Below are 16,225 nucleotides of genomic sequence, written 5' to 3'. Positions count from 1 at the left end.
CCTCTGTTTTTATATGGTTACTCAGGCGACTAATCAAAATCGACGAATTTTGTGGCCGACTTAAAATTTTTATGTGAATTATCTTACCCGGCATAGATATTTCAGGTTAGAAACTATTTCTCTATTTACATTTTGTTTCTCATCGTCACTCCATTATTTGAGATTGTCGATTAATCCTTTGTTATTAATGCGTCATCCAAAGGGCGTTATGCACGGTTTGCGCGAATTTACGGGTGATTACGCCCCCTTTAAGTGGCGGTGATCACACTTTTATGCTCATCCCCGCTCCTCCTCCCTCCCTAATCCGTGCCAGGATGAGGAATGTCAACAACGAGCCAGGCAAACTAGCGATAACGTTGTTTTATTACCTAAGGATCTGGAACCCCTATGTCACAGCCTACTTTCAACAAAGATCAATTTCAGGCTGCCCTGACGCGTCAGTGGCAGCGCTTCGGTTTACTGTCGGCTCAAGAAATGACGTCGCGCCAGTGGTGGCGGGCAGTGAGTGGGGCGTTGGCTGAGTTACTCAGCGCCCAGCCTGCGGCGAAACCGGCAAAAAATCAGCGTCACGTTAACTACATCTCGATGGAGTTTTTGATTGGCCGTCTGACCGGCAATAACTTACTCAACCTCGGCTGGTATCAGGAGGTGAGCGATGAGCTGAAAGCACATGATGTCAACCTGACCGACCTGCTGGAAGAAGAGACCGATCCGGCGTTGGGTAACGGTGGATTGGGACGCCTGGCAGCCTGCTTCCTCGATTCGATGGCGACTGTCGGCCAGTCGGCGACGGGGTATGGCCTCAACTACCAGTACGGCCTGTTCCGTCAGTCCTTTGCCGATGGGCAACAGATGGAAGCCCCGGATGACTGGCATCGTGGCAGCTACCCGTGGTTCCGTCACAACGAGGCGCTGGATGTGCAGGTTGGGATTGGCGGCAAGGTCAGCAAAGAAGGCCACTGGGAGCCAGGTTTTACCATCACCGGTCAGGCCTGGGATCTGCCAGTTCTCGGCTACCGTAACGGCGTAGCGCAACCGCTGCGTCTGTGGCAGGCCAGCCACGCGCATCCGTTTAACCTGACCAAATTTAACGACGGTGATTTCCTGCGCGCAGAGCAGCAGGGCATCGACGCCGAAAAACTGACGAAAGTGCTGTACCCGAACGATAACCACACCGCGGGTAAAAAGCTGCGCCTGATGCAGCAGTACTTCCAGTGTGCCTGTTCTGTAGCTGACATTCTGCGCCGCCATCATCTGGCAGGGCGTAAACTGCATGAGCTGGCTGATTTTGAAGTTATTCAGCTCAACGATACTCACCCGACCATTGCCATTCCTGAGCTGCTGCGCGTGCTGATTGATGAGCACCAGATGAGCTGGGACGATGCGTGGGCCATTACCAGCAAAACCTTTGCTTACACCAACCACACCCTTATGCCAGAGGCGTTGGAGTGCTGGGACGAGAAGCTTGTGAAAGCGCTACTGCCGCGCCATATGCAAATCATCAAAGAGATTAACGAGCGCTTTAAGACGTTGGTCGATAAAACCTGGCCGGGTGATGCTGAAGTCTGGGCGAAGCTGGCGGTGGTGCACAACAAACAGGTGCGCATGGCTAACATGTGCGTGGTCAGCGGCTTTGCTGTTAACGGTGTGGCGGCGCTGCACTCCGATCTGGTGGTGAAAGATCTGTTCCCTGAATATCACCAGCTCTGGCCGAACAAATTCCATAACGTCACCAATGGGATTACCCCACGTCGCTGGATTAAGCAGTGCAACCCGGCGCTTGCCGCACTGCTGGATAAAACGCTGAAAAAAGAGTGGGCCAACGACCTCGACCAGTTGATTAACCTGGAAAAATACGCCGACGACGCGAAGTTCCGTCAGCAGTATCGCGACATCAAGCTGGCGAACAAAGAGCGCCTGGTGAAGTTTATTAAAGCGCGTACCGGTATTGAAATAACGACTAACGCTATCTTTGATATTCAGATTAAACGTCTGCATGAATACAAGCGTCAGCACCTCAACCTGCTGCATATTCTGGCGTTGTACAAAGAAATCCGTGAGAACCCGCAGGCAGATCGCGTGCCGCGCGTATTCCTGTTTGGCGCAAAAGCGGCTCCGGGTTACTACCTGGCGAAAAATATCATCTTCGCCATCAACCAGGTTGCACAAACTATCAATAACGACCCGAAAGTTGGCGACAAGCTGAAGGTCGTGTTCCTGCCGGATTATTGTGTCTCGGCGGCGGAAATGCTGATCCCGGCGGCGGATATCTCTGAGCAGATTTCAACCGCAGGGAAAGAGGCTTCCGGCACCGGTAACATGAAGCTGGCGCTGAACGGTGCGTTAACCGTTGGTACGCTGGATGGCGCAAACGTCGAAATCGCCGAGAAGGTGGGTGACGAGAATATCTTTATCTTTGGTCATACCGTGGAAGAGGTGAAGGTGCTCAAAGCCAAAGGCTACGACCCGGTGAAATGGCGTAAAAAAGACAAAGTGCTGGATGCTGTCCTGAAAGAGCTGGAAAGCGGGAAATACAGCGACGGCGACAAGCATGCCTTTGACCAGATGCTGCACAGTATCGGCAAGCAGGGCGGCGACCCGTATCTGGTGATGGCGGACTTCGCGGCCTACGTTGAAGCTCAGAAGCAGGTTGACGTGTTGTATCGTGACCAGGAAGCCTGGACTCGGGCGGCGATTCTGAATACCGCACGTTGCGGTATGTTCAGCTCGGATCGCTCCATCTGCGATTATCAGGCTCGTATCTGGCAGGCGAAACGTTAAGGAATCGCGATGGAAAGCAAACGTCTGGATAATGCCGCGCTGGCGGCGGGGATCAGCCCCAATTACATTAATGCCCACGGTAAACCGCAGTCTATTGGTGCCGAAACCAAACGGCGTTTGCTTGACGCCATGCATCGCACCACCGCTGCCACTCAGGTGGCGGTAACTCCGGTGCCGAATGTCATGGTCTATACCGCCGGTAAGAAAATGCCGCTGGCGGTTGAGGGAAGCGGAGAGTTTAACTGGCTGCTGACCACCGAAGAGGGCGTGCAGCACAAAGGGCATGCCGTCGGCGGTAAATCTTTCACTCTTCCGGCGAAGCTGCCGGAGGGGTATCACACGTTGACCCTGACCCAGGGCGAGCTGCGTACCCATTGTCGTATCATCGTGGCACCAAAGCGCTGCTATGAACCGCAGGCGCTGTTAGCCGGGCAGAAGCTGTGGGGCGCATGCGTTCAGCTCTACACCCTGCGATCAGAAAAGAACTGGGGGATTGGCGACTTTGGCGATCTCAGCGCCATGCTGGTAGATGTGGCGCAACGCGGCGGCGCGTTTATCGGGCTTAATCCTATTCACGCGCTGTATCCGGCTAACCCGGAGAGCGCCAGCCCGTACAGCCCGTCTTCACGCCGCTGGTTGAACGTGATTTATATTGATGTGAACGCCGTAGACGATTTCCGTCTGAGTAAAGAGGCGCAGGCGTGGTGGCAGAAACCCGCGACTCAGCAAGCTCTGCAACGTGCGCGCGATGCCGAGTGGGTTGATTATTCTGCCGTTACTGCACTGAAGATGACGGCGCTACGTATGGCGTGGAAAAGCTTCTCTGTACGTGATGATGAGCAGATGGCGGCCTTTCGCCAGTTTGTGTCTCAGGAAGGGGACAGCCTCTACTGGCAGGCAGCCTTTGATGCGCTGCATGCGCATCAGGTGAAAGAGGACGCATTGCGCTGGGGATGGCCGGTGTGGCCGGAAGCTTTCCAGTCAGTGGACTCGCCAGAGGTAAAACGCTTCTGCGAAGAACATCGTGACGATGTGGATTTCTACCTGTGGTTACAGTGGCTGGCGTATACCCAGTTTGCTGACTGCTGGAAAACCAGCCAGAGTTTTGCGATGCCGATTGGACTGTATCGCGATCTGGCGGTTGGCGTGGCCGAAGGTGGGGCGGAAACCTGGTGCGACCGCGAGCTGTATTGCCTGAAAGCCTCGGTTGGTGCGCCGCCGGATATTCTCGGTCCGCTCGGACAAAACTGGGGGCTACCGCCGATGGATCCGCACATCATTACGGCACGCGCCTACGAACCGTTTATCGAACTGCTGCGCGCCAATATGCAGAACTGCGGTGCGCTGCGTATCGACCATGTTATGTCGATGCTGCGTCTGTGGTGGATCCCCTACGGTGAAACTGCCGATCACGGCGCTTACGTGCACTATCCGGTCGATGACCTGCTTTCAATTCTGGCGCTGGAGAGTAAACGTCATCACTGCATGGTAATTGGTGAGGATCTGGGTACTGTGCCGGTGGAGATCGTCAGCAAGCTGCGCGACAGCGGCGTGTACTCCTACAAAGTGCTTTATTTCGAGAATGACCATGAGAAAAACTTCCGTACGCCGAAAGCGTACCCGGAACAATCAATGGCAGTCGCGGCGACGCATGACCTTCCTACGCTTAAAGGTTATTGGGACAGCGGCGATTTGACGCTGGGTAAAGCACTGGGTCTGTATCCGGATGAAGTCGTGCTGCGCGGGTTGTATCAGGACCGAGAACTGGCGAAACAGGGGCTGCTGGACGCGCTGCACAAATACGGCTGCCTGCCAAAACGTGCCGGTCACAAGGCATCCCTGATGTCGATGACGCCGATTCTTAATCGCGGCATGCAACGCTACATCGCTGACAGCAACAGTGCGCTGCTGGGCCTACAACCGGAAGACTGGCTGGATATGGCTGAACCGGTCAACATTCCGGGGACCAGCGACCAGTACAAAAACTGGCGGCGTAAGCTCACCGCCACGCTGGAGCAGATGTTTGCCGATGAGAGAGTGAATAAGCTGATTAAGGATTTGGATAAGCGGCGAAAAGCGGCCGCGAAGAAGAAATAAAGAAATCAAGCCGGGTAGGCGCTAGCGCCACCCGGCTTTTTTACATCAGATTGCCATATTTAACAGCAGACACCCTACCAGACCGCAGACGGAGATAATGGTTTCCAGCATTGACCATGACTTGATGGTTTCACCGATGGTCAGGTTGAAGTACTCCTTGAACAGCCAGAAGCCTGGATCGTTCACGTGGGAGAAGATGACGGAACCGGAACCAACCGCAATAACCATCAGCTCAGGGCTTACGCCGGTTGTTGCAATCAGCGGCGCCACTATCCCACCAGCGGTGATCGCTGCAACGGTTGCGGAACCCAATGCGATACGCAGTACTGCAGCGATAGACCATGCCATCAGCAGCGGAGACACGTTAGAGCCGTGCATCATTGAGGCGATGTATTTGTCCACGCCGCTATCAACCAGGACCTGTTTGAAGGCTCCGCCACCACCGATGATCAACAGCATCATCGCGATGATTTTGATTGAAGACACCAGCGTGTCGTTAATCTGATCCATCGAACGTCCGCGGTTCAGACCAAACGTGAACATCGCAATCAGCACTGCAATCAGCGTTGCCATGACCGGGTCACCGAGGAATTCTGCAACCGTCAGGAAAGCATGACCTTTCGGCAGAATCATCTCCGCCACGGCGCGCATTGCCATCAGAATAACCGGGACCAGAGAGGTCCAGACGCTGACGCCAAAGCCTGGCATCTCTTCTTCAGTGAAGGTTTTTGCGCTGTACAGACCTTCCGGGATTGGCTTATCAATGCCTTTCAGGAAACGTGCGTATACCGGACCGGCGAGAATAACGGTCGGGATTGCCAGAATCGTACCAAACAGCAGGGTTTTACCCATATCTGCGTGGAAAATGGTGGCAATAGCGGTTGGACCCGGGTGCGGTGGCAGGAAGCCGTGCGTTACGGACAGTGCCGCAGCCATTGGCACGCCAACGTACAGCAGCGGGATATTGGCAGCAGCGGCAATGGTGAACACCAGCGGCAGCATCAGTACGAAACCAACTTCGTAGAACAGGGCAAAACCAACGGTGAAGCCGGTTAATACCACCGCCCATTGAATATGTTTTTTGCCGAATTTAGCAATCAGGGTGGTTGCGATGCGCTGTGCGCCGCCGCAGTCCGCCAGCATTTTGCCCAGCATGGCGCCAAAACCCATAATCAGGGCGAGGCTGCCAAGGGTTCCGCCGACGCCGGCTTTAATTGAACCGATGACTTTATCCAGTGGCATCCCTTGCATCAATCCGACAGCAAGCGCCACCAGGACGAGAGCGATGAAGCCGTTCATTTTGAAACGGATCATCAGGAGGAGTAACAAGATTACACCGATAGCAACGATGACTAATGGCATGATTTACCTGGCCTTAACTTTGTTATGGGTAACGTCAGTGTTTAGATGACAAATTCCGATTGTCCCGACCGGGAACAGAGTATTCTCAGCACCAATGCTGGTTGCCTGCAAAACTAATCAGTTTAGCTGGCTATTATGTGTGTGTTAGGTGCTGATACGAATGATACGGGTAACATGAGGCGCTTGAAAATCACCTGGGCAGGCAAAATTTAAATTATGAGAGGCTGGTCAAATTATGCGGGGGATTATTACAGGGTGCGTGCAGAGAAATGTAAGGGCGTAGGCCGGATAAAGCGTTTACGCTGCCATCCGGCATCGATGCCCGGTGGCGACGCGGATGCGTCTTACCGGGCCTACAAGTCTGGTCGTTAGTAGTAAGAGTGCTCGCCGCGCTGGTGTTCGGTTAAATCGCGAACGCCTTTCAGTTCAGGGAATTCAGCCAGCAGCTGCTTCTCGATACCTTCTTTCAGCGTCACATCGACCATTGAACAGCCGTTACAGCCGCCGCCAAACTGCAGAATGGCGTAGCCTTCATCGGTGATTTCCATCAGAGATACGCGACCACCGTGACCAGCCAACTGTGGGTTGATCTGCGATTGCAGCATGTACTCCACACGTTCCATCAGCGGCGCATCATCGGCAACTTTACGCATTTTGGCGTTTGGTGCTTTCAGGGTCAGCTGGGAGCCTAACTGGTCGGTAACGAAATCGATTTCTGCATCTTCCAGATACGGTGCGCTCAGTTCATCAACATATGCGGTCAGCAGGTCAAATTTAATGGCGGTGTCGGTTGCTTCCACGGCGTCCGGCGGACAATAAGAAACGCCGCATTCAGCGTTAGGCGTGCCGGGATTAATCACAAATACGCGGATTTGTGTCCCTTCTTCCTGATTTGCCAGCAGTTTGGCAAAGTGCGCTTGTGCAGCATCGGAAATATGGATCATAGTAATGGCCTAATAGTTGACTATTTTACTTGGTTATAATACGCCCATCATCGAGGCTCTACAAGGTTCGACACAGGCACCATACCTGGACAGTCGCCGCGCCGTTGCGTAAAAGCAGCTGCGCGATTTCCGCGACGGTACTTCCGGTAGTGACGACATCATCCACAATAACCATATGGAGTCCCTGCACCGGCAATTCAAGGCGAAAGGCATTTTTCAGGTTACGTTTACGTAATCGGGCGCTGAGATGGTGCTGTGTGGCGGTTGCCCGAACCCGCGATACGGTCCGGCTGTCCCAGTCGCAACCCAGCCAGCGTGCAAGCGGACGGCACAGTAAATCGCTCTGATTAAACCCTCTGCGCCAGTGTCGGCGTTGCCAGAGCGGGACGCTGACCAGCCTGTCCGGCAGAGGAAGAGCGCTGACGCGCCGGGCCTGTAGTACCTCCAGCAACAGCAAACGCGAAAGAGCGGAGGCTGTTTCGCTGCGTCGCGAAAACTTGAGCTGGTGGATAAGCCCGCTCAACGGCGGAACATAGTCGCTGACGGTGACCAGCCGCTGCCACGGCGGCGGTTTTTGCAGACAGCGCCCACAGGGAATGACGGTATGAGCGGCAGGGAGTCCACATTGAGGGCATAGGCTGGCGTGTTGGCGCGTTGCCCGCGTACAGACTGAGCAGATCCCCCAATGCCCTAACGTCAGGGGCATTCGGCATAGCCAGCACAATCCCGGTACTGTTAGCATAGATGCATCCTTTCAGGCTAAAAGAGAACAATAACTGATGAATGACATCTGGTGGCAGACCCAGGGTTCGGGAAATTGCCATCTTGTGCTGCTGCACGGATGGGGACTGAATGCGCAAGTGTGGCATTGCATAAGCGAGGAACTGAGTTCGCATTTTACGCTGCATCTTGTCGACTTACCGGGATTTGGTCGTAGCCAGGGTTTCGGTGCAATGTCGCTGGAAGAGATGGCTGAGCGGGTATTGAAACAGGCACCGGAGAAAGCTATCTGGCTCGGCTGGAGTCTGGGCGGGCTGGTCGCGAGTCAGGTAGCCTTGACGCATCCTGAGCGTGTTCAGGCGCTGGTGACCGTCGCGTCTTCCCCTTGCTTTAGCGCGCGGGAAGAGTGGCCGGGTATTAAGCCAGAGGTGCTGGCAGGCTTCCAACAGCAGCTGAGCGAAGATTTCCAGCGTACAGTTGAGCGTTTTCTGGCATTGCAAACGATAGGTACGGAAACCGCGCGTCAGGATGCGCGAGCGTTGAAGAAAACGGTGCTGGCTTTACCCATGCCGGAAGTCGAGGTGCTTAATGGCGGGCTGGAGATCCTGAAAACAGTTGATCTGCGTGAGCCGCTGTGCGCGGTGGAGGTGCCTTTCCTGCGGTTGTACGGCTATCTTGATGGCCTGGTGCCGCGCAAAGTCGTCCCGATGCTGGATGCCCTGTGGCCGCAGAGCGAGTCGTTGGTGTTTGCTAAGGCGGCGCATGCGCCGTTTATCTCGCATCCGGCGGAGTTCTGCTCAGCGCTGGTGGCGTTAAAACAACAGCTATAGCCAATGTTGATTTGCCCGGTAGCGTCGCGCTTGCCGGGCCTGAAATTAATGCGGTTGCGCAGGCAGGTCTTTAGCGCTAAGCCCGGTAATTCTGAGTATTGTTAATCTGTCGATACCATCCGCTAGCATGGTCGTCGCGATGCGCAAAGCTTCCTCTCGTTTGCCTTGTTGTAGACCTGTTTGTAACCCCTCTTGTAATCCTTTCCGATGGCCTTCCTGAAGACCATTAAAATGTCCTTCCTGCCGTAGCCTCTCAGCGATTGTCATCAATCTCTCCTTGTGTTGGGGTAAACGTTCGGCGACTTCATGAATAAATTCCCCAAAATGCATGGTGTCTCCGGCTTGCATCAGGTAATTAAACAAGGCTTTCAACTGGTTGTCATTAGCGTGTCCTTTAACAAGCAGGATGGCCAGTTTTTCTACCAGCCCCATTAAATCGCGTTTACGGATATGTTTTTGGATGAGCTCCAACAGCGCCATCCGGCGATGCTGCATAATCTCGTCATCGGGCATAACGGTGATATCGATCAATGGAAACGCGGTGCTATAAAGCTGTCTGGCGGACTCTGGGTCATTAAACTCGTCCAGCCAACAAAGTGAATAGGGGTATGGGCTTGCTGTACCATGATAAAAAAGTAGGGGGATTACCAGAGGCAGCTTCTTATGTCCCGCATCCAGATGACGCTGCATTACCGCAATGGCATAGCGCATTAGCCGAAATGCCATGTGAGCATCGGCGCTGCTTTGATGTTCAATAATGGTGTAAATGTAACCATCACCTTCGCGAGTTTTTAACGACCACAGTACGTCGGAATAGTACGCGCGTAAATCGTCCTCGATAAAGCTGCCTGATTCCAGTTGCAGCGTTTTAAGATCGCATAGTTTTTGTAAAGAGGCTGGAAGATGGAGCTGAAGAAAGTCGCGTGCGGTTGCCGGGTGGTTTAAGAACGTTTTGAAAATCGCGTCATGCGGCGTAGCAGTCGTGTCAGTATTCATGGCGATCCGTCACCTGAGAAACAAGATGACGAGACTCTACTTTCATGGTCGGCAGTAATCATCCACGAATTAATAACGATGCGTAGCTGGCTGGAGGATAGATCTTTTTTGCTGAAATAATGAAATCTATGTGGAATCCATTACGCAAAAAAGCCGGATATCTGCATAAACGAATTATCCGGCCTGGACGTTTGCATCATTTGTAGGCCGGATAAGCGTAGCGCCATCCGGCAAATAGCATCTGATTAGCGTAAAGCCCACCATTCGCGCAGGCAGGCTTTACCTTCCGGGCAACTTTTGCAGCTTCCGGAAAGACACCCGTCGGCATCTTCCTGAATCCGCACCGCTTTGCCCATCTTTTCTAACTGATTCAGCATGGCGTCAATCATGGGCTGCGGGGTATGCAGCGTGTGGCTAATTTGTGTTGCCTCCATGCGCCCCCGCAAAGCCAATAAATCACGAACCTGAATAAGTGATGCCATTGTCGATAACCTTAGTGGCAATCGCCAGTCGTGCTGGAACAGCAGGAACTCGCCGTTCTGTTGGTTGCCAGCAGTGCGAGGTCCACGCGGCTGCGAGCTCGACGCAGTAGGCCCAGCAACACGATGTTAAACAGGATGACCGCTAAAATGCACACCAGGCTGTAGGTCGGGTGCTCTTTGTAGCTGACCGTCTGATAAAACAGCGTCGACAGAGAGTAGGCGATATTCAGGCCCCACAGAATCGAGAAACTCATCCAGCCACGGCTGGATTCACGTGCGATAGCGCCCATCACTGAAATGCACGGCACATACAGCAGAACAAAGATCAGGTAGCTGTACGCGGCGGCGGCGCTGCCAAATTTCTCGCCCATCACGCCCATTGCGCCCGTGGCCATTTCGCCGTCGCCCTTGCTGGCTTCGATAGGGTTAGCCAGTACGCTCAGGCTGAAGGTGTCTTTCAGGCTTTGCCAGGTTTCATCCACTGCGCCGATCAGCTCGTCACCGAGGTGGAAATCTGCCGGGTTGAACTCTTCTTCCTGAATGTTTTCCGCGGTATAGAGCGTGTTCAGCGTACCCACCACCACTTCTTTCGCCATCGCGCCGGTGAACAAACCTACGGTTGCCTGCCAGTTATCTTCGTGAACGCCAATCGGTTTAAACACAGGAGTAATAACACGGCTAACGGAGGCCAGAGCAGAGTCGTTGATGTTATCGACGATTTTCCCGCTCAGCGAGAAACTGTTAAACGCGCTGAGGAAAATGCTGACGATGATGATGACTTTACCTGCACGCAGAACGAAGCCTTTCAGGCGTTGCCAGGTCTGAATAATCAGACTCTTGATGTGCGGCACGTGGTATACCGGCAGCTCCATCACGAACGGCGTTGCTTCACCACGCATGATGGTGTGTTTGAGCATCAGGCCCGTCAACACAGCCATCACGATACCCAGTACGTACAGCGAGAAGACCGCCAGTGCGCCGTTCTGACCAAAGAACGCCGCGGCAAAGACGGCGAAAATCGCCAGACGTGCGCCGCAGGACATAAACGGCGCCATCATGATGGTCATCAGACGCTCACGCGGGGCGTCCAGCGTACGTGCGCCCATCACGGACGGTACGTTACAGCCAAAGCCGACGATCAGTGGGACGAACGATTTGCCCGGCAGTCCCAGCGCCTGCATCAGACGGTCCATCACAAACGCGGCGCGCGCCATGTAGCCGGAGTCTTCAAGGAAGGAGAGGAACAGATACATCATGCCGATTTGCGGTACCAGCGGCAGCACGGTGTTAATCCCGCCGCCAAGGCCCTGGGCCAGGAAGATGGTTAGCCAGTCCGGGAAGTGCAGCGTGTAGCCAATCCACTGAATACCATGGATAAAGAGTGCTACGGAGCCAACGTCAAACAACGGTTGCAGTGCGCCGCCGATGTTAATGGCGAGCAGGAACATCAGATACATCACGAACAGGAAAATCGGTAGCCCGAGGAAGCGGTTGAGAACGATTTTATCTACCGCGGTGGTGAAACGGCTCGGTTCTGCCGTCAGAGTATTGCTGACGGTATCGCAGATAGCGGCAATGCACTGATAGCGCGCATCGGCGATATGCAACGCCGGATCATCCATTGTCTCGCTCAGGCGTGCGATAGAGGCATCGAGATTTTGCGCGGCATCACCCGCATAGGCGCGGCTGTAGATATCGCCTTCCAGCATCTGCAGGCCAAGCCAGCGGCGCTGTTTGAGCGGCATATCTTTGGCCATCGCGTCGGCGAGGGAGTCCGCTTCCTGCAGCAACGGCTGGGCATAATGGACCAGCTCGACGGTGTCGTTTTCTTTGTAGCGATCGATCGCCAGCTTCAGCGCTTCAATGCCGCGGGCGCGGGTGGAAACCAGCGGAACCACCGGGCAGCCAAGACGTGCTGAGAGGGCGTCGATATCAATACGGATTTGCTGCTTTTCAGCGATATCCAGCATATTCAACGCGACGATGCAGGGGATGCCCAACTCAAGCAGTTGCAACGTCAGGTAGAGGTTGCGTTCAAGGTTTGAAGCATCGACCACGTTGATCAACAGATCCGCGTCGCCGCTTAAAATATAGTGGCAGGCAATCTGCTCATCGAGAGAGGTCTGGGATGAGATTGTCGTCAGAGAATAGGTGCCGGGTAAATCCACCAGCGTGACCTGATGGTCCGTTGTGGCGAAATGACCTTCTTTACGCTCAACGGTAACGCCAGCCCAGTTACCTACACGCTGGCGCGCGCCGGTGAGCTGGTTGAATAAAGTTGTCTTGCCGGAATTAGGATTACCAATTAAACCAATGGTTAGTTTTTTCATTTTTATAGACTCACTGTATTAACAGGAAACCGCTTCCACTTCTAATAACGCCAAATCCTTTTTACGCAATACCAGACTTACGCGACGCGTTTCGATATGGATAGGATCGCCGAGCGGGGCGACGCGTACTACGTTGAAGGAGGAGCCGGGCAGCATGCCAAGTGACAACAGTTTCTGACGATAAGCCGGGCTGATTTCACGGGCAAAGCCGGTAATTTTCCACGCACTGTCAGGAGTGAATTGCATAGGGACCTACTTATATCTCGCTAACTGGATGATTACCTCATGGGGCGACAGGGCGGCATGAGACCAGATGATTAGCCAACGTAAGGAAAGAGTAAATAATCAACAAAACAATGATAATGAGAATGGTTTCTATCATCAATAGAATAAATGTGACGGAATGTACAATTGGATAATAATTTGAGCCAATTTTGATATTCCTCAATATTTATTCTTGTAGGGAAAGAATGGTTCGCGGAGGTAATTATTGAGAATCTTAATGTTTAATTAAGGTTTCATCTGTTAATAAAGTGATAAATATATTGTGGTGAAAAGCGGGGCATATATTAAATATGCCGGATAAGGTATTGATTCCGTCATCCGGCACACGGTTTAAACTTAGCGCTTTTTACCCATTGCCGCTGCCAGCGCATCCATCATCGCGCTGTTGCCCGCAGGCTGGGCGTCACGACCACGCGGTTTCGCCGCTTTTGGCGCCGGGCGATTGCCCTGAGTGCGATCGTTATTCCCGCCGCCGCGACGCGCATTGGTTTCACCCGGCTGCTCGTCCAGACGCATGGTCAGCGCGATACGCTTACGTTGCAGGTCCACTTCCAGCACTTTCACCTTCACAATGTCGCCCGCTTTCACCACGGTGTGTGGATCGTCGACGAATTTATTCGACAGCGAAGAGATATGCACCAGGCCATCCTGATGAACGCCGATATCAACAAACGCGCCGAAATTGGTGACGTTGGTGACCGCCCCTTCCAGGATCATTCCCGGCAGCAGATCGTTCATGGTTTCGACACCATCGGCAAACTGCGCGGTTTTAAATTCAGGACGCGGATCGCGGCCCGGTTTTTCCAGCTCTTTGATGATGTCGGTGACGGTCGGCACCCCGAAGCGTTCGTCAGTAAAATCGGCGGCTTTCAGATTGCGCAGTTCGTTGCTGTTGCCCATCAGGTCACGCAGCGATTGCTCGGTAGCGGCCAGAATGCGTTCCACAATCGGATAGGCCTCCGGGTGAACGGTGGAGGCATCCAGTGGGTTATCGCCATGGTTGATGCGCAGGAAGCCTGCGCACTGTTCAAAGGCTTTTGGCCCCAGACGGCTGACTTTCAGCAGTTGCTGACGGTTCTGGAACTGACCGTTCTCATCACGCCAGGCGACGATGTTTTGCGCCATCATGCGTGTCAGACCGGCCACGCGGGTCAACAGCGGAACGGAAGCGGTATTGAGATCGACGCCGACGGCGTTCACACAGTCTTCCACCACCGCGTCCAGCTTACGCGCCAGCTGCGTCTGACTAACGTCGTGCTGATACTGGCCCACACCGATCGATTTCGGATCGATTTTCACCAGCTCAGCCAGCGGATCCTGCAAACGACGGGCGATAGACACTGCGCCACGCAATGAAACGTCGAGATCCGGGAACTCCTGCGCCGCCAGCTCGGAAGCCGAGTAAACCGATGCCCCGGCTTCGCTGACGATCACTTTCTGCGCGGTGACTTTCGGGAACTGTTTCTGCACGTCGAGGAAGAAGCGCTCGGTTTCGCGCGACGCTGTACCGTTACCAATCGCCACCAGCTCAACGTTGTATTTTTCACACAGCGCCGCAACGGCAACGGCGGCTTTGGCGGCCTGACCGGTGTGTGGATAAATGGTGTCGGTCGCGACCAGCTTACCTGTACCGTCAACAACCGCCACCTTCACGCCGGTACGCAGGCCGGGATCGAGGCCCATAGTGGCGCGCAGGCCGGCCGGAGCCGCCATCAGCAAGTCATGCAGGTTACGGGCAAAGACGTTGATTGCTTCATCTTCCGCGCGTTCGCGCACGGTGCCCATCAGTTCGGTTTCGAGGTGCATCAGCACCTTAATTCGCCATGTCCAGCTGACCACGCCTTTGCGCCAGCTGTCGGCAGGTGCGTTATTCAGGCGCAGTCCCAGGTGGTTCTGGATAATCTGTTCGCCGTGGCTCTCTTTTGGCGGCTCATCGAATTGCGGATCGGCATTCAGCGAAAGCTGCAGCACGCCTTCGTTACGGCCACGGAACATGGCCAGCGCACGGTGGGATGGCACGGTAGAGATCGGTTCGTGGTGATCGAAGTAGTCGCGGAATTTCGCGCCTTCCTCTTCTTTACCGCTTACCACGGTGGAAACCAAATGCGCGTTCTTCCACAGGTAGTCACGCACTTTCGCCAGCAGCGCGGCATCTTCAGCGAAGCGTTCCATCAGGATGTAACGTGCGCCGTCGAGGGCCGCTTTGGTATCCGCCACGCCGTTGTCGGCGTTGAGATATTTAGCGGCTTCTGTTTCCGGGTCGTGAGACGGCTCGTTCCACAGCAGGTCTGCCAGCGGCTCAAGGCCTGCTTCAATGGCGATCTGCCCACGGGTACGACGCTTAGGTTTGTACGGCAGATAGAGATCTTCGAGTTCGGTCTTACTTAACGTGCCGTTGATCGCTTTCGCCAGGTCGTCGGTCAGTTTGCCTTGCTCGCCGATAGATTTCAGGATTGCCTGACGGCGGTCTTCCAGTTCACGCAGATATCCCAGACGGGTTTCCAGATTACGCAGTTGCGTATCGTCCAGACCGCCGGTGATTTCCTTACGATATCGTGCGATAAACGGCACGGTGTTCCCTTCGTCAAGCAGGCGAACGGCAGCTTCTACCTGTTCAGCACGAGCCTGAATTTCACCTGCGATAATGCGGCAGAAAGAATCATTCATCATGGATAGCTTCGTCTATAGGATAAAAAATCAGGGGATAGTTATACGGATTGACTGACAAAAATGCCAGCCATCTGCCGGGGCTTCGGATTGTTCCGGTCTCACTTAACGTATTCAATCTCGTTCACGTACCAGCTGGCTTCGCCACCAGGGGTGTTTACTACTGCGAGATCGCCGACTTCTTTTTTCAGCAGCGCCCGCGCCATTGGTGAGTCGATAGAGATGTAATCTTTACGACCGAAGATCTCATCGTAGCCAACAATACGGAATTTGCGGATGTCGCCATCGTCATTTTCAATCTCAACCCATGCGCCAAAGAAGACTTTGCCCTCCTGCTGCGGGGAGTAATCGACGATTTTCAGATTCTCCATGCACTTGGTCAAATATCGGACGCGACGGTCGATCTCACGCAGGCGCTTTTTATTATACTGGTAGTCGGCATTTTCGCTGCGGTCACCCAGACTCGCGGCCCAGGTTACTTTTTTGGTGACTTCCGGGCGCTCTTCACGCCAGAGATAATTCAGCTCTTGTTTGAGTTTTTCATACCCTTCACGGGTTATCAGGGGCGTTTTCATCTTATTGTTTTACCTTCGACTCTGTGATGATGCGCACAATTAGTATTACGTGAGCATATCAACAGAATAAATAATGTATTGCGAGAAACATTGTATACTTAAGCTGCTGTTTAATATGCTTTGTAACAATTTAGCCTGGAATTCATACCAGAATTC

General features: G+C 53.8%; 12 protein-coding genes. 3 read left to right on the top strand and 9 right to left on the bottom strand.

Annotation, left to right across the window (positions count from 1 at the left end; translation table 11 throughout):
• Nucleotides 1–387 precede the first annotated feature (387 nt).
• Entirely contained in the window at nt 388–2,781 is a 2,394-nt protein-coding gene (malP, locus tag OGV71_RS05750) for a maltodextrin phosphorylase (RefSeq protein WP_204583211.1), read from the top strand.
• Nucleotides 2,782–2,790: 9 nt separating this feature from the next.
• Nucleotides 2,791–4,878 carry a 4-alpha-glucanotransferase gene (gene malQ / locus OGV71_RS05745; RefSeq protein ID WP_204583212.1) on the top strand — a complete coding sequence of 696 codons (2,088 nt, stop codon included), beginning with the start codon at nt 2,791–2,793 and terminating at the stop codon, nt 4,876–4,878.
• A gap of 45 nt (nt 4,879–4,923) precedes the next feature.
• Here malQ and gntT read toward each other — a convergent pair whose 3' ends face one another.
• The 3 genes from gntT to gntX all read right to left on the bottom strand — a co-directional run bounded on the left by gntT (nt 4,924) and on the right by gntX (nt 7,926).
• A complete protein-coding gene (gntT, locus tag OGV71_RS05740; protein WP_032950402.1) occupies nt 4,924–6,240 on the bottom strand; it encodes a gluconate transporter in 1,317 nt (438 codons plus the stop codon).
• 368 nt (nt 6,241–6,608) lie between these two features.
• Complete coding sequence (gene nfuA / locus OGV71_RS05735) at nt 6,609–7,184, bottom strand: Fe-S biogenesis protein NfuA (RefSeq protein WP_003023509.1); 576 nt, start codon at nt 7,182–7,184, stop codon at nt 6,609–6,611.
• A gap of 58 nt (nt 7,185–7,242) precedes the next feature.
• Nucleotides 7,243–7,926: a DNA utilization protein GntX gene (gene gntX / locus OGV71_RS05730; protein WP_204583213.1), complete on the bottom strand. Its 684-nt coding sequence runs from the start codon at nt 7,924–7,926 to the stop codon at nt 7,243–7,245.
• 37 nt (nt 7,927–7,963) lie between these two features.
• Here gntX and bioH point away from each other — a divergent pair, with 37 nt between their 5' ends.
• The gene (gene bioH / locus OGV71_RS05725) at nt 7,964–8,734 is read left to right on the top strand and encodes a pimeloyl-ACP methyl ester esterase BioH (RefSeq protein ID WP_204583214.1); all 771 of its coding nucleotides are present in this window, start codon (nt 7,964–7,966) and stop codon (nt 8,732–8,734) included.
• A 45-nt stretch (nt 8,735–8,779) separates the two neighbouring features.
• Here the strand turns inward: bioH and OGV71_RS05720 are convergent, their stop codons facing one another.
• From OGV71_RS05720 to greB, 6 genes are all read right to left on the bottom strand, one after another.
• A complete protein-coding gene (locus OGV71_RS05720; RefSeq protein WP_286532824.1) occupies nt 8,780–9,730 on the bottom strand; it encodes an Rpn family recombination-promoting nuclease/putative transposase in 951 nt (316 codons plus the stop codon).
• A gap of 245 nt (nt 9,731–9,975) precedes the next feature.
• Entirely contained in the window at nt 9,976–10,212 is a 237-nt protein-coding gene (feoC, locus tag OGV71_RS05715) for a [Fe-S]-dependent transcriptional repressor FeoC (RefSeq protein WP_003023516.1), read from the bottom strand.
• A gap of 11 nt (nt 10,213–10,223) precedes the next feature.
• Nucleotides 10,224–12,542, bottom strand: a complete 2,319-nt coding sequence (feoB, locus tag OGV71_RS05710) for a Fe(2+) transporter permease subunit FeoB (protein ID WP_032937253.1) — start codon at nt 12,540–12,542, stop codon at nt 10,224–10,226.
• 18 nt (nt 12,543–12,560) lie between these two features.
• A complete protein-coding gene (gene feoA / locus OGV71_RS05705; RefSeq protein WP_003023519.1) occupies nt 12,561–12,788 on the bottom strand; it encodes a ferrous iron transporter A in 228 nt (75 codons plus the stop codon).
• 375 nt (nt 12,789–13,163) lie between these two features.
• Complete coding sequence (locus OGV71_RS05700; protein WP_016151100.1) at nt 13,164–15,497, bottom strand: Tex family protein; 2,334 nt, start codon at nt 15,495–15,497, stop codon at nt 13,164–13,166.
• Between the two features lie 98 nt (nt 15,498–15,595).
• Entirely contained in the window at nt 15,596–16,069 is a 474-nt protein-coding gene (gene greB / locus OGV71_RS05695; RefSeq protein ID WP_003023524.1) for a transcription elongation factor GreB, read from the bottom strand.
• Nucleotides 16,070–16,225 lie beyond the last annotated feature (156 nt).

The organism is Citrobacter sp. Cf088 (assembly GCF_030334295.1).
Lineage (GTDB): Bacteria > Pseudomonadota > Gammaproteobacteria > Enterobacterales > Enterobacteriaceae > Citrobacter > Citrobacter freundii.
This window is presented reverse-complemented; position numbering and strand designations above follow the sequence as displayed.

Bases quoted from the DNA above. Each gene is read 5' to 3' on its own strand.
- malP (WP_204583211.1), top strand. From the start codon at position 388: ATGTCACAGCCTACTTTCAACAAAGATCAATTTCAGGCTGCCCTGACG.
- malQ (WP_204583212.1), top strand. From the start codon at position 2,791: ATGGAAAGCAAACGTCTGGATAATGCCGCGCTGGCGGCGGGGATCAGC.
- gntT (WP_032950402.1), bottom strand. From the start codon at position 6,240: ATGCCATTAGTCATCGTTGCTATCGGTGTAATCTTGTTACTCCTCCTG.
- nfuA (WP_003023509.1), bottom strand. From the start codon at position 7,184: ATGATCCATATTTCCGATGCTGCACAAGCGCACTTTGCCAAACTGCTG.
- gntX (WP_204583213.1), bottom strand. From the start codon at position 7,926: ATGCTAACAGTACCGGGATTGTGCTGGCTATGCCGAATGCCCCTGACG.
- bioH (WP_204583214.1), top strand. From the start codon at position 7,964: ATGAATGACATCTGGTGGCAGACCCAGGGTTCGGGAAATTGCCATCTT.
- OGV71_RS05720 (WP_286532824.1), bottom strand. From the start codon at position 9,730: ATGAATACTGACACGACTGCTACGCCGCATGACGCGATTTTCAAAACG.
- feoC (WP_003023516.1), bottom strand. From the start codon at position 10,212: ATGGCATCACTTATTCAGGTTCGTGATTTATTGGCTTTGCGGGGGCGC.
- feoB (WP_032937253.1), bottom strand. From the start codon at position 12,542: ATGAAAAAACTAACCATTGGTTTAATTGGTAATCCTAATTCCGGCAAG.
- feoA (WP_003023519.1), bottom strand. From the start codon at position 12,788: ATGCAATTCACTCCTGACAGTGCGTGGAAAATTACCGGCTTTGCCCGT.
- OGV71_RS05700 (WP_016151100.1), bottom strand. From the start codon at position 15,497: ATGATGAATGATTCTTTCTGCCGCATTATCGCAGGTGAAATTCAGGCT.
- greB (WP_003023524.1), bottom strand. From the start codon at position 16,069: ATGAAAACGCCCCTGATAACCCGTGAAGGGTATGAAAAACTCAAACAA.